We start from the raw sequence: 13,782 nt of genomic DNA on the forward strand, positions 1-13,782 counted from the left end.
TGTTTAGCGGATTTTTGAAGACGTTAAAACAAGTAAGGATGGTACGCCCTACAGGGCTCGAACCTGTGACCTACGGCTTAGAAGGCCGTTGCTCTATCCAACTGAGCTAAGGGCGCATTGCTTGTCCCAAATTGGGAGCGTTGCGGGTTCGGATTATACGGGCAGACCGGGTTGAGTCAATGGCTTTCGAACTCTCTGCTTAATGCCTGAACAATTTACAGTTATTCCCGGTATGCCGATAAGACGATGTCATCCGCGATGGTTATTTTTCGTGCTCAGATTTCAGTGCAGCAGTGATAACGCGCGCGGAGGCGTGGTACGCCACGCCTTCGTAGGCGGTCAGTTCGGGTTGCAAAGTTTGTGCGATACCGTTTTTGCCGATCACCGCTGGTTGCCCGATATACACGCTAAGTTCTTCATCCCACGCGGAAACCGGGTATACGCTCTGCGCATTGGATAGCACGGCATCCACCAGACGTGCCGTCGCGGTCGCGATGCCGAAGCTGGTCCAGCCCTTCCCTTGCAGGATTTCCCAGCCGCCACCGCGAACGGCGTCGTCCATTTTTGCCCAGTCAACATCGCGATCGCCTGCCAGTTCAGCGACCGGACGTCCGCCGAGCGTGACGGTGCTCCAGGCGACAAACTGCGACTCACCGTGTTCGCCCATCACGTAGCCCGTGACGCTTTTCGGGTCAAAGCCGAAAAACTCGCCGACGACGCGTTTCATCCGTGCGGTATCCAGAGACGTGCCGGTGCCGAAAACCTGCGAGTCCGGCAGGCCGCTGGTTTGCTGAATAATCTGGGTGATCACGTCGCACGGGTTGGTGATATTGATAATAACGCCGCCAAAACCGCTGGCGATGACACGGGGAATGACTTCACGGACTGCCGCACGGGTTTCAGCCAGCTCTTCCAGACGGTCTTCGCGTAACAGCGTTTTAGGGCCGACGGCGATGACCAACACGTCGGCGTCATGCAATTCGCTGTAATCGTTAGCGATGACCTGAACGCGCGAAGCAGTCAGTGAAGCCATATCGCGCAGTTCGAGCGACTGGCTCGCAGCCTTCTTTTCATTTTCATCCAGCAGAACAATGATGTCGCACAAGCCCTGTGTGACCAATGAAAACGCGACGTCAGCGCCCACGTGCCCAGCACCGATGATTCCCACTTTACGTGTCATTTATTCCTTTCCTCATGATTTAAAAAGAGTCACATCTAAAATAGACACTTTTTTCGCCACTGTCTCAGGTTAAATTCTCACCCGCCGATAACAAGTTATTCGCATTCAACGCCTGACAGCGCCCGCCGCTTCTGACAAAATAGGCGCATCCCCCTGCATTTTTTAATTGATGGATTTATTCCCTGATGGCAGCAAAGATTATTGACGGTAAAACGATTGCGCAGCAAGTCAGAAACGAAGTTGCGGCGCGTGTTCAACAACGACTGGCGGAAGGGAAACGAGCTCCCGGGCTGGCTGTCGTGCTTGTCGGTGAAAATCCGGCATCGCAGATTTATGTCGCCAGCAAGCGCCGTTCTTGCGAGGAAGTCGGGTTTATTTCCCGCTCTTACGATTTACCGGCGACGACCACCGAAGGCGAACTGCTTGGCCTAATCGATCAGTTGAATAACGACAATGAAATCGACGGTATTCTGGTTCAGCTTCCTCTGCCAGCGGGCATTGATAACATCAAGGTTCTCGAGCGCATTCATCCGGATAAAGACGTCGACGGGTTCCATCCGTACAACGTTGGCCGTCTGTGCCAGCGCGCGCCAACGCTGCGCCCTTGTACGCCGCGCGGTATCGTGACACTGCTCGAACGTTATGGCGTTGATACTTTCGGGCTGAACGCCGTGGTGATCGGCGCATCCAATATTGTTGGCCGCCCGATGAGCATGGAATTACTGCTGGCGGGCTGCACCACGACGGTTACGCACCGCTTCACTAAAAATCTGCGACATCACGTCGAAAACGCCGATCTGGTGGTGGTTGCCGTCGGCAAACCGGGTTTTATTCCGGGCGAATGGATTAAACCGGGCGCGATTGTCATTGATGTCGGTATAAACCGTCTGGAAAGTGGTAAAGTTGTCGGCGATGTGGAATATGATGCCGCCGCAGAGCGCGCTTCCTTTATCACACCGGTGCCGGGCGGGGTTGGCCCGATGACGGTCGCGACGCTGATCCAGAATACCTTGCAGGCTTGCGAGGAGTATCACGACATCAGCGCCAATAAGTCTTAAACAATTAGCACTACGCAAAAAGTCAGGAACACATGGAAACTTTTTTTCTCGAAAAACATCCGCACGTTGAACTGTGCGACCTGCTCAAATTTATGGGCTGGTGTGACAGCGGCGGTACCGCTAAAGCGGTGATTGCTGAAGGCCAGGTTAAGGTCAACGGTAAAGTCGAAACCCGTAAACGCTGCAAAATCGTTGCTGACCAGAACGTTGAGTTCGCCAGCAATAAAGTCGTGGTGAAGGCGTCAGTATAATCTTCTGACCCAATCCGGCTTCGAAAAAATGCCCTGCAAGCTTCATGCTGACAGGGCATTTTTTATGTCTGCTTTTTATCTAGGGAGCCTGTGTGACCCACAACACCGGCCAGTCGCCGCCGCTGCTGTAGCCGTCACAGCTTGGCTCTGACGCAAACGCGGCCAAGCGGAATGCTTTGCCATCGAATATCCAGCGGGAAGAGACGCCGCAATCTCCGACGCCACGGCCTTTATCGTAGGTCGTCAGCAATCCGGTTTTAGGATCAAAATCAGCATTGATCAGTTCCGGGGACTGATCGTCTTCACCCAGTTTGAACGGCAGAGTCAGCGCCAGATCGTCCATTTTATACGGTGACTGACGCGAAACCAGGAATCCCAGCGCGTAAAGGTTATACGCGCCCATATCGCAGTTCACCGTCATCAGCGCTTTCTCGTTGCTGAGTGCAAAAATATGCACTTCGCGCTCCGACGGGTCGAGACTGCAATCGTTGTTCTCAATGGTAGTCGCGGCATTCTGCGTAATCGCCGAAATCTCAGTGTCAGAAAGCGCATGAGGTTCGCTAAAACGCGGCAGAACCGGCGTTGCCGGGATCGGCGGAACGGCATTCACCGGCTTCGTTCCGCGGTTCGCCCAGGCAGTTTTCGAGCCTACGCGTCCCTGCTGTGCATCAATTGCCAGCAAAGCGGCCTTCAGCCCTTTCAGTGAAATAACCGGCTTGACCGGCTGCGCGGTATCGGCTTTACCGGCCAGCTGAATGCTGCTGCCTTCACGGATAGCGGCAATAAAATCATTTACCACCAGACGGTTACCGGTAGAAAGGTGTTTTTTGCTGACATCCCATTCGCGATGATTAAAGCTCAGCGTTTTACCATTCATCTGCAAACGGCTGGCGATTGGCGCTTCAGCCGACTGTTCATCGCTGTTGCGCTGGTAATCAATGCTGACAGTCGATTTGCCTTCCGGCCCGGCTTCGCGGGTAATTTTCATCACCAGCTCCTGCCCGTCCTGAGAATTTCGTGCGACGCAGTGATTGAGATTGTCGCAGCTGACCTGCCAGTCGTTATAGATAGCCTGCGTCGGCTCAGCCTGTGCATTAAAAGCCAGCATTCCGGCCAGCAGGCATAAAGGGGCGGTAATCCATCTGCTCATTATGAGTTTCTGCTCTGTTCGAAATTATCTTTTTTGATAATAGCGTAACCGCCGCCAAGACTCTGCCAACAATGCAGCATTTTTTATTCGAAATAAGAAAGAGATACTTTGCCGGATTTATTTTTTTGCAGGCATTTATTTTTCACCACTTACGAAATCACGTAATGGTGACGTAACGAAACTTTCAGTACACTGACTCCGCCAATAACGTAAAAAAATGGCGAAAGGATGATGTTCATTTCTCCGGGAGATTCAGATGAAGTTATGGATTTGGCTTATAACGTTGTTCTCTCTGTCCGCGTGGGCGGAAGAGCCGCCGGTGGTGTATACCGGCACACTGGGAAAAACCAGCATAGTGGTTGAGCTGGACATGAATAAACCTGACGAAGTGACGGGCCGTTACTTTTATCAGAAGTACCATCTGGATTTGCCGCTCAACGGCACGCTGGACGGGCAGGAACTCAAACTTCAGGAAGGGCTGGACGATTTTGACGATACGCCACGTCCTGAATTTACTCTAACAAAAGATGAAAATGGTGCCTGGCAAGGCAACTGGACCAACCCGCAGGGCAAAACGCTGCCGGTGACGCTAAAACCTGCGCAACTTCCGGCGACGGCTGCCGACGACAGCTACCTCGGTTCGCTGATTCATACCGATCCTTACGAGTATTTGCGGTTATCGGAATTGCAGCTGAAGGCCGGTAAAAGCGAGAACTTCATGGGTTATCAGCTGCAATGGTGGGTTGAGCCTCAGTCGAAAATCACGCTTTTCGAGATTGTGTCCGGTTATCCGGACGCCAGTTTGCAGGCGATGAACCAGAAACTGCGCACCCGTTTATGGCAGGAAGTCAGCGGATGGCATGCGTGTATGCTCGGCGCCAGCCGGTTTGGTCAGGGCGAATATCGGCAGACGGTTACGCCGGAATTCATGAGCCCGGAAGTCGTCAGCGTCAGTCTGTTCACGTCCTATGATTGCGGCGGTGCGCATCCTGATTTCGGCGAAGCGCCGGTCAATATGAACGCCCAAACGGCGGATACACTGACGCTGGAAGATATCGTGTGGGTCGGTGACGGCGCGCCGTTCCATTATCTCAATGCGGAAGATCGCGCATCACCGGGCAAAAATGACGTGGATTTCGATACCTTCGCCGCGTACCGCGATAAAAAATGGGCACCGTGGCTGGTAAAACAGCTTACTGCGGCGCATCCGGAACAGATGAAGAAGCCGAACGATGATAGTGATGATGACTGCGATTATTCGGATCCATCCGTCTGGCAGTTCCCTGCGTGGTATTTCACACCGAAGGGCCTGTATTTTGATCCGACGTTCGCCCGCGTACAACGTTCGTGCGAAAGCCCTGAGTGGTCAGTTTTGCCATGGTCAGCATTGAAAGGCCACGCAGGCAGCACCGCCATCACTCTGGAACATTAAAACAACAAAGGCACCTGCGGGTGCCTTTGACTTTTAAGATAACAGTGACTTTTCGGGATTAAAACTTTTACGCCAGCCAGCCTTGCAACTGCGCGTATTGCAGCAACATAATCGTTTTACCGTCTTTGATGCGGCCATCTTTGATCATCGCCAGCGCTTCGGTGAACGGCACTTCCAGCACGTCAATATCTTCATCTTCCACGCCGCCGCCGGCATTCGCCCGCTGCGATTCATCATATTCCGCGGCAAAAAAGTGAACGATTTCCGTCACACTGCCCGGCGACATGTAGCATTCGAAAAGTTTCTCGACGTGCCCGACGGCAAAACCGGTTTCTTCAATCGCTTCTTTACGGATGCAGTCTTCCGGAGAATCGTCGTCCAGCAAACCTGCACAGGTTTCCAGCAACATGCCGGTCGGGTTGCCGTTGACATACGTCGGCATACGGAACTGATTGATCAGCAGAACGGTTTTCTTTGGCCGGTTATAAAGCAGTATGGTCGCGCCATTTCCCCGGTCATACACTTCACGGGATTGCGGCTGACGTTCACCGTTGCGTTTGATTAAGTCGTAGGTGAATTTTCGAAGAACATACCAGTTATCAGAGAGTAACTCGGTCTGGACGTTTTCAATTTGAGATGACCTGCCATGAGATGACATTTAGCGTGCCTCCGCTCAGAAGTGGTGAGAGAAGCCCGATATCATAGCCGCAATAGTACGCCTCTGCCAGCGTCAGCCGTGCTCAATTGCGTCGAGAAGTTGCCCGCGATGTCGGGCAATCCATTGAGGATCCAGCGGTCCCCAGCCGGAAATCTGATAGTAGCCGTCGTTATTGCGAACGCCCTGCTGCACAAACTCCAGTTCGATACCCATACCCGGTAACGCTTTCAGCACGTCCTGCAAAGTGCGGCGCGGCCAGCCGGTAATCTCCATCAGTTTAGGCACATTCGGTTTCTGTTCATTATCGAGCAACCAGCAAAGATAGAGACGGCGCGCAAACACCGAATTCAAAGTCAAACTCATCTGGACGACCCCTGCGTATTGTCATAAAAAGAAGATAGCCAAAGCGTAGACTGTTTAAGCGAATACGTGTGAGACATAACCCTGTGTGCGGGGAGGCTTTTTTACATTATCTCCTTTATTTCTCCACGTTTTATCGGGAATGAGAAGGTAAAGTGCATTGACGTAGAACGACACTCTAACACTCGCTCAGTCCTTTCCGGACGGTACTGCCTCTGAGAAAACCTTTTCAGGGGATTTTTTTGTCAGATTACTGACGCTCTGTTTGTTTGCTGATGTTAGTCACTCACGCCAGAGTGACAACGAGGTTCTTGACGCATGGCTAACTTTTTTATCGATCGCCCGATCTTTGCATGGGTTTTAGCGATCATCATTTCCTTGTCCGGCGCACTGGCTATTTATTCTTTGCCCGTTGAACAGTACCCCGATCTGGCGCCGCCAAATGTGCGTATTACCGCCACTTATCCGGGCGCATCAGCTCAGACGTTAGAAAACACGGTGACACAAATCATCGAGCAGAACATGACCGGGTTAGACAACCTGATGTACATGTCTTCTCAGAGCAGCAGCAACGGCAAGTCACAGATTACCCTGAGTTTTGTGGCCGGAACCGACCCGAATGAAGCTTTACAGCAGGTACAAAACCAACTGCAACAGGCGATGAAACGATTGCCGCAGGCGGTGCAAACACAGGGGGTCACCGTCTCAAAAACCGGTGATACTAACCTGATGACCGTCGCATTCGTGTCCACCGACGGCAGCATGGATAAGCAGGATATCGCCGACTATGTAGCCTCTAATATTCAGGATCCGTTAAGCCGTATTGACGGCGTCGGCAGTATTACCGCTTACGGCACGCAATATGCGATGCGTATCTGGCTCGATCCGAACAAGCTGACTAACTACCAGATGACCACCAGCGATGTGGTGACGGCGATTGAAAACCAGAACAGTCAGGTGGCCGTCGGGCAGCTCGGCGGCGCGCCGGCGGTTGATTTGCAGGCGCTCAACGCAACGGTTAACGCGCAGTCGCAACTGCAAACACCGCAACAGTTTCGCGATATCACCCTGAAAGTGAATCAGGACGGTTCGCAGGTCAAACTCGGCGATGTCTCAACCGTCGGTCTGGGTGCCGAAGACTACAGTATTCTCAGCCGCTATAACGGCCAGGCCGCATCCGGTATGGGCGTGCAACTGGCGTCCGGCGCCAATGAACTGCAAACCGACAAACTGGTTCGCGCACGTCTGACGGAACTGGAAAAATACTTCCCGCACGGGCTCGAAACCCGCATCGCCTATGAAACTACGCCATTCGTCAAAGCGGCGATCACCGACGTGGTGAAAACGCTGTTCGAAGCGATCGTGCTGGTGTTCCTCGTGATGTATCTGTTCCTGCAAAATATCCGCGCCACGCTGATCCCGACCATTGCTGTCCCGGTGGTTTTGCTGGGGACGTTCGTGGTGCTGCATCAGTTCGGTTATACCATCAACACCCTGACGATGTTCGCGATGGTGCTCGCCATCGGGCTGCTGGTCGATGACGCCATCGTGGTGGTGGAAAACGTCGAGCGCGTGATGAGCGAGGAAGGGTTAAGCCCCAGAGACGCAACGCGAAAATCGATGGGGCAAATTCAGAGTGCGCTGGTGGGTATCACCCTGGTGCTGTCGGCCGTATTTATCCCGATGGCATTTTTCGGTGGCACAACCGGTGCGATCTACCGTCAGTTCTCCATCACGATTGTCGCCGCGATGGTGCTCTCCGTTTTTGTCGCGCTGACTCTCACACCGGCGCTGTGTTCGACCATTCTCAAGCCGATTGCAAAGGACCATCATCACGGCAAAACCGGCTTCTTCGGCTGGTTTAACCGCACATTCGATAAGAATGCTCACCGTTATGAACGCGGCGTTGGCAGCATTCTCCGTCACAGCGTGCGTTATATGCTGGGTTATTTGTTGATCCTCGGCATTCTGGCGTTCCTGTTTGTGAAACTGCCGACGTCATTCCTGCCGCAGGAAGATCAGGGCGTACTGACCGTTCAGGTTCAGCTGCCGCCGGGTTCAACGCTGCAACAGACGCAAAAAGTGGTCGAGAAAATCGAGCACTACTTCCTGACGGAAGAGAAGAATGATGTGGTTTCCGTGTTCTCCACGCTGGGTGCAGGCCCGGGCGGTAACGGTCAGAACGTCGCCCGTCTGTTTATCAGCCTGACGGACTGGGACAAACGCACCTCCGGCCATAACTCTGTCTTCGACATTATTGACCGCGCAACCAAAGAATTCCGGCACATCCGCGAGGCACGTGTGATCGCCAGCGGACCACCGGCCATCAACGGGCTGGGGACGTCTGCCGGTTTCGATATGGAATTACAGGATCACGCCGGGAATGGCCATGACGCACTGATGGCCGCGCGCGATCAGCTTCTGGAAATGACCAGCAAAGACAGCTCGCTGAGCCGCGTTCGTCATAACGGTCTGGACGACAGCCCGCAGTTGCAGATCGACATCGATCAGGTAAAAGCGCAGGCGCTGGGGGTTTCCGTTGCGGATATCAACAGCACGCTGAGTACCGCATGGGGTTCCACGTACGTGAATGACTTCGTTGATCGCGGACGTGTGAAGAAAGTTTATGTTCAGGCCGCCGCACCGTTCCGTATGCTGCCGGACGACGTGAATAAATGGTACGTACGCAATTCCAGCGGAACGATGGTGCCGTTCTCCGCATTCACCACGTCGCACTGGCAGACCGGTTCGCCACGTCTGGAACGCTACAACGGCTATTCTGCGGTAGAAATTGTCGGTGAAGCTGCAACGGGCGTCAGCAGCGGTACGGCGATGGACGAGATGGAGAAACTGGTGGCGAAACTGCCTGCCGGATTCGGCCTTGAATGGACCGGGCTCTCTTATCAGGAACGCCTTTCCGGTGCGCAGGCTCCGGCGCTGTACGCCATCTCCCTGCTGGTCGTATTCCTGTGTCTGGCGGCGCTTTATGAAAGCTGGTCGATTCCGTTCTCGGTCATGCTGGTGGTGCCATTAGGCGTGATCGGTGCGGTGATTGCAACGTGGCTGCGCGGGCTGGAAAATGACGTTTACTTCCAGGTCGGGATGTTAACTATCATCGGTTTATCGGCCAAAAACGCCATTCTGATCGTCGAATTTGCCAATGACCTTAACCACAAAGGCAAAGCGCTGGTGGAAGCCACGCTCGAAGCCTCAAGAATGCGTCTGCGCCCTATTCTGATGACGTCGCTGGCGTTTATCTTCGGGGTCTTGCCGATGGCGACCAGCACCGGCGCGGGTTCTGCGAGCCAGCATGCAGTCGGCACCGGGGTTATCGGCGGGATGATTTCTGCCACCGTTCTGGCAGTCTTCTTCGTTCCGTTGTTCTTTGTGCTGGTCCGCCGCCGCTTCCCGGGGAACACCGGTGAACCAGTCATCTCGGATATCGTCGCCACCGCGCCGCACGAACACAAATAACAGGCACAAAAAAGGCGTTAATGTGAATTAACGCCTTTTTTATTAATGATTTATTGGCTGGTGTAAATCGTCGCTTAATGGACGTAATGGTCTTCCTGAACAAACGTTTTTATTATGACGCGCTGACACGGTGAATAAATCTTCTCTTTGCTTTGTCGCTGGTACTGTGGGCAATTACGCTTTCAACATACGGTCGATAAAGTCTTTCCAGTTACCTAATTCTTGCTCTAACATTTTTCTCCCCTTGATTGGACGGGATCATTATACGTCTATTTTTTGTACACACAAAAATTCATTCGCGATTGTTTAATCGCGATCACAATCCCGCCCCGTCTGGATCCTGCCCGCGTTTTGCCTCATTATGTGAATTATTCGTGTCCCGCTTATTGCGCTGGTCAAAAGTTCCTTTATTACTCACAGGTTATGTTTTTTTATGGCAACGACGTCTGCTCAAACCACTTTTATTCTTTACGGCATTAAAAATTGCGATACCGTCAAAAAAGCCCGCCGCTGGCTGGAAGAAAATGGCGTTGAATGCCAGTTCCACGATTATCGGGTTGAAGGTCTGGACGACGCGCTGCTGCAAAACCTCATCAGCAAACAGGGTTGGGAAGCGATGCTCAACACGCGCGGCACCACCTGGCGCAAGCTGGATGACGCCACGCGCACGGCCTGTGATAACGAAGCCAGCGCCAAAGCCGTGATGCTTGAACATCCGGCAGTGATCAAACGCCCTTTCTTACTGGCGCCAGATGGTCAGTCTCTGCTGGGATTCAAACCAGAAAGCTATCAGCAATTTCTCGCACAGGTGAAGTAACATGAGTTGTCCGGTTCTCGATTTAGCCCAGCAGTTAATCCGCCGCCCTTCCCTCAGCCCGGACGATGCAGGCTGCCAGGAAATTATGATTGCCCGCCTGCAGGCCATTGGTTTTCACGTTGAGCCGATGAATTTTGGCGATACCCTCAATTTTTGGGCGACGCGCGGTGAAGGCAAAACCCTGGCATTTGCCGGGCACACTGACGTTGTACCGACCGGCGATCACAATCTGTGGGTGACCGGCCCGTTCGAGCCGACCCTGCGCGATGGCATGCTGTATGGCCGCGGTGCTGCCGACATGAAAGGTTCGCTGGCGGCGATGGTGGTCGCGGCTGAACGCTTTGTGGCAGCAAACCCGAATCACAAAGGCCGTCTGGCGTTTCTGATTACTTCCGATGAAGAAGCCAGCGCCGTGAACGGCACCGTCAAAGTGGTTAACGCCCTGATGGAACGCAAAGAGCGCCTGGATTTTTGTCTGGTCGGCGAGCCGTCCAGCACCACGCGCGTGGGCGATATTGTGAAAAATGGCCGTCGCGGCTCAATGACCGCTAACCTGCACGTTCATGGCGTTCAGGGGCACGTTGCCTATCCGCATCTGGCTGATAATCCGGTGCACCGCGCAATGCCTGCCCTCAACGAACTGGTCGCTACGGTCTGGGATAACGGCAACGAGTTCTTCCCGCCGACCAGCATGCAAATCGCCAATATCAATGCCGGTACCGGCAGCAATAACGTGATCCCCGGCGAGCTGTATGTGCAGTTTAACTTCCGTTTCAGCACGGAACTGACCGATACCATCATTAAGCAGCGCGTCGCTGAACTGCTGGATCGCCACAATCTTCAGTACACCCTGAACTGGGTGGTGTCCGGCCAGCCGTTCCTGACGTCCCGCGGTGAACTGGTTGACGCCGTCGTGAATGCCGTTCGCCACTACAGCGAAATCACGCCAGAACTGCAAACCACCGGCGGAACCTCCGACGGGCGTTTCATCGCGCTGATGGGTGCTCAGGTGGTTGAACTGGGGCCGGTGAATGCCACCATCCACAAAATCAACGAATGCGTACATGCCGCCGATTTGCAGGTTCTCAGCCGTATGTATCAGCGCATCATGGAACAGTTAGTCGCATGATCAGCCACGAAATGCTGACCGGCCGCTCAGACGCGCACCTGGTCACATTGGGCGAAGGCCCGCACCGGTTACAAAAAACTGCCGCCGGTGCCTTTGCAGAAATGCAAAAAGCAGCGGCGCAGGCCGGGTTTAATTTGCAGCCCGCCAGTACTTTTCGTGATTTCAGTCGCCAGCAGGCCATCTGGAATGGCAAATTTCGCGGCGAGCGACCAGTATTAGATAAGAACAGCCAGCCGGTGGACACCAGCACGTTGTCTGCCGCTGAACGTTGTGAACTGATCCTGCGCTGGTCTGCACTGCCGGGCGCAAGCCGCCATCACTGGGGCAGCGATCTGGATGTTTACGATCCGTCGTTGCTTCCGGAAGGCAGGACGCTGCAACTGGAACCGTGGGAATTCGAGGAAAACGGCTATTTTCATCCGCTGAACCTCTGGATGTCGGCGCACATGGAAGCGTTTGGCTTTTACCGGCCTTATGCGCAGGATCGTGGCGGCGTTGCCGTTGAACCCTGGCACCTGAGTTATCGCCCTCTGGCACAGCAGTGCGAATCACAGCTGACGCAAGAGGTGCTGATCAGCGCATGGCAGGGCCAGGATATCGCCGGTTCTGACTGGGTCATCAGTGAGATAGCGACAATTTTTCCGCGTTTTATCGCCCTAAACCCTACATAAATTAAGGAGCACGCCATGGAGTGGATTAAAGATTACTGGTGGATCGTTCTGATCATTCTGATCGGCATGTTTATCAGCGGCATGAAAGAGTTACGTCGTGTGGACGTAAAGAAATACCTGAAAGATAAACCTGAACTTCCACCGCATCGCGACAACAATGCCGAGTGGGATAAAGACGATGACTGGCCGAAGAAAAAGTAACACCGGTCAGCACTGCAAAAAAACCTAATCAATATTAGTCGGCGGATTATGTAGCGATTCTCCGCCGATTGACTCTCTCCCCGGCCAGTATCATGTGATGTGAAACTGACGTACGGAGAGACGAGTCCTTTGCCAACTTTAACAACCCCGACACCAGAGAAGGCGACGTTCGACGCCACGCAATTTCTGGGGCTTGCTCCATTTTTACGCATGAGCATAGCCGGTGACGAGTGCACCGCGATCGCGCAGGAACTGGTCACGCGTGCGCAGCAAAATCCTGATGATGCCATTTTGTGGATGAACCTTTCCACGGTGATGCTGTGCCTGCAACGCACCGATCTGGGTCTGACTATCCAGAATCAGGCGCTGGCGATGCAGCAGGTCTATACCCTCAGCGCGGCGCAAAAACCGGCAAAACTGCGTTTACTGATGCTGATGGTGCCCGGCACGCTGTCTGCCAACCTGCCCCTCGACTGTCTGCTGGAAAACAGCGACATCGACCTGATTTATTACTACATCACACCGGAAGCGCCGTTTGAAGCGCCCATTCCTGAACATGATTTGCTGATGATTGGCATCAGCGCGACCACCGAAAATCTGTTCCTGTTGCAACAACTGGAAACCGTAACCCGCCAGTGGCCGGTGCCGGTGATCAACGCTCCCGAGTGGATTCCGAATTCAGAACGCCACATCGCCAGCCGCGTTTTACAAAACAAACCGGGGCTCATCATTGCGCAGGCGTATCCGGTGACGCACGCGCTGCTTACTGTGGTCGCCAGCGGGCAAATGGCGCTGAGCGATGCATTACCGGACAGTGATTTCCCGGTGATCCTGCGCCCGGCGGGTTCGCACGGTGGCCACGGTCTGGAGAAAATCACCCGGCAGGACGAACTGGCGGGTTACCTTGCGCGCGTTGGCGTTGAAGATTATTTCCTGTCGAAATTCATTGATTACAGCAACGCGGACGGCCAGTTTCGTAAATATCGTATATCGCTGATCGACGGTAAACCTTACGCCTGTCATATGGCCATTTCGTCGCACTGGATGGTGCATTACGTCAATGCGGCGATGTATGAAGATCACAAAAAACGTGAAGAAGAAGCGGCTTTCCTGACGAATTTCCACGAATTCGCCGCGCGCCACCAGGCCGCGCTGAAGGCCATTTATGACACAACCCAACTCGATTATGTCGGGATTGATTGCAGCGAAGCGCCCGACGGCTCGTTGCTGGTCTTTGAAATTGACCCGGCAATGGTGGTTCACGCCATGGATCTGGAAGTCATGTTCCCGCACAAACAAATCCATATGAATAAAGTTAAAACAGCATGCCGCGAGTTGCTGTTATCCCGTGCCTTTGCGCACGCCGACACTTCCGCTGATGCACTAACAGGACAAGAATAA

General features: G+C 53.6%; 14 protein-coding genes and 1 tRNA gene. 9 read left to right on the forward strand and 6 right to left on the reverse strand.

Annotated features, from left to right (window positions below; translation table 11 throughout):
* Positions 1-39: 39 nt before the first annotated feature.
* Together ACLBVC_RS02450 and ACLBVC_RS02455 are read right to left on the reverse strand one after the other, a co-directional pair.
* Positions 40-116, reverse strand: a tRNA-Arg gene (locus tag ACLBVC_RS02450).
* 146 nt (positions 117-262) lie between these two features.
* Positions 263-1,180, reverse strand: coding sequence for an L-lactate dehydrogenase (locus ACLBVC_RS02455; protein WP_410147875.1), 918 nt, complete (start codon positions 1,178-1,180; stop codon positions 263-265).
* 185 nt (positions 1,181-1,365) lie between these two features.
* Here ACLBVC_RS02455 and folD point away from each other — a divergent pair, with 185 nt between their 5' ends.
* Together folD and ybcJ are read left to right on the forward strand one after the other, a co-directional pair.
* Positions 1,366-2,238, forward strand: a complete 873-nt coding sequence (gene folD, locus ACLBVC_RS02460) for a bifunctional methylenetetrahydrofolate dehydrogenase/methenyltetrahydrofolate cyclohydrolase FolD (RefSeq protein ID WP_195823599.1) — start codon at positions 1,366-1,368, stop codon at positions 2,236-2,238.
* A gap of 32 nt (positions 2,239-2,270) precedes the next feature.
* A complete protein-coding gene (gene ybcJ, locus ACLBVC_RS02465) occupies positions 2,271-2,489 on the forward strand; it encodes a ribosome-associated protein YbcJ (RefSeq protein WP_152327959.1) in 219 nt (72 codons plus the stop codon).
* 79 nt (positions 2,490-2,568) lie between these two features.
* On the opposite strand, the gene ACLBVC_RS02470 is transcribed toward ybcJ, so the two are convergent.
* On the reverse strand, positions 2,569-3,639 hold the full coding sequence (locus tag ACLBVC_RS02470; RefSeq protein WP_410147877.1) for a DUF1176 domain-containing protein: 1,071 nt from the start codon (positions 3,637-3,639) through the stop codon (positions 2,569-2,571).
* 256 nt (positions 3,640-3,895) lie between these two features.
* Here ACLBVC_RS02470 and ACLBVC_RS02475 point away from each other — a divergent pair, with 256 nt between their 5' ends.
* Complete coding sequence (locus tag ACLBVC_RS02475; RefSeq protein ID WP_410147878.1) at positions 3,896-5,071, forward strand: hypothetical protein; 1,176 nt, start codon at positions 3,896-3,898, stop codon at positions 5,069-5,071.
* Between the two features lie 67 nt (positions 5,072-5,138).
* On the opposite strand, the gene nudK is transcribed toward ACLBVC_RS02475, so the two are convergent.
* Together nudK and ACLBVC_RS02485 are read right to left on the reverse strand one after the other, a co-directional pair.
* Entirely contained in the window at positions 5,139-5,729 is a 591-nt protein-coding gene (gene nudK / locus ACLBVC_RS02480) for a GDP-mannose pyrophosphatase NudK (protein ID WP_104922977.1), read from the reverse strand.
* A 72-nt stretch (positions 5,730-5,801) separates the two neighbouring features.
* Positions 5,802-6,092, reverse strand: a complete 291-nt coding sequence (locus ACLBVC_RS02485) for a winged helix-turn-helix domain-containing protein (protein WP_195814246.1) — start codon at positions 6,090-6,092, stop codon at positions 5,802-5,804.
* A 315-nt stretch (positions 6,093-6,407) separates the two neighbouring features.
* Here ACLBVC_RS02485 and acrD point away from each other — a divergent pair, with 315 nt between their 5' ends.
* Positions 6,408-9,563, forward strand: a complete 3,156-nt coding sequence (gene acrD / locus ACLBVC_RS02490; RefSeq protein WP_410147879.1) for a multidrug efflux RND transporter permease AcrD — start codon at positions 6,408-6,410, stop codon at positions 9,561-9,563.
* Between the two features lie 174 nt (positions 9,564-9,737).
* Here acrD and ypfM read toward each other — a convergent pair whose 3' ends face one another.
* The gene (gene ypfM / locus ACLBVC_RS02495) at positions 9,738-9,797 is read right to left on the reverse strand and encodes a protein YpfM (RefSeq protein WP_152328030.1); all 60 of its coding nucleotides are present in this window, start codon (positions 9,795-9,797) and stop codon (positions 9,738-9,740) included.
* Positions 9,798-9,996: 199 nt separating this feature from the next.
* Here ypfM and ACLBVC_RS02500 point away from each other — a divergent pair, with 199 nt between their 5' ends.
* The 5 genes from ACLBVC_RS02500 (at position 9,997) to ACLBVC_RS02520 (ending at position 13,782) form a co-directional block, all read left to right on the forward strand.
* Positions 9,997-10,380 (forward strand): ArsC family reductase, encoded by a 384-nt coding sequence (locus ACLBVC_RS02500; RefSeq protein WP_410147880.1) that lies wholly within the window; start codon positions 9,997-9,999, stop codon positions 10,378-10,380.
* A 1-nt stretch (position 10,381) separates the two neighbouring features.
* Positions 10,382-11,509, forward strand: a complete 1,128-nt coding sequence (gene dapE, locus ACLBVC_RS02505) for a succinyl-diaminopimelate desuccinylase (protein WP_410147881.1) — start codon at positions 10,382-10,384, stop codon at positions 11,507-11,509.
* Positions 11,506-12,180, forward strand: a complete 675-nt coding sequence (locus ACLBVC_RS02510; protein WP_410147882.1) for a M15 family metallopeptidase — start codon at positions 11,506-11,508, stop codon at positions 12,178-12,180. The genes dapE and ACLBVC_RS02510 overlap by 4 nt, the downstream gene beginning before the upstream one ends.
* Positions 12,181-12,195: 15 nt before the next feature.
* Positions 12,196-12,381: a YpfN family protein gene (locus ACLBVC_RS02515; protein WP_152327950.1), complete on the forward strand. Its 186-nt coding sequence runs from the start codon at positions 12,196-12,198 to the stop codon at positions 12,379-12,381.
* Between the two features lie 129 nt (positions 12,382-12,510).
* Complete coding sequence (locus ACLBVC_RS02520; protein WP_410147883.1) at positions 12,511-13,782, forward strand: ATP-grasp domain-containing protein; 1,272 nt, start codon at positions 12,511-12,513, stop codon at positions 13,780-13,782.

The organism is Rahnella selenatireducens, assembly GCF_046449555.1.
Taxonomy (GTDB): Bacteria; Pseudomonadota; Gammaproteobacteria; order Enterobacterales; family Enterobacteriaceae; genus Rahnella; species Rahnella selenatireducens.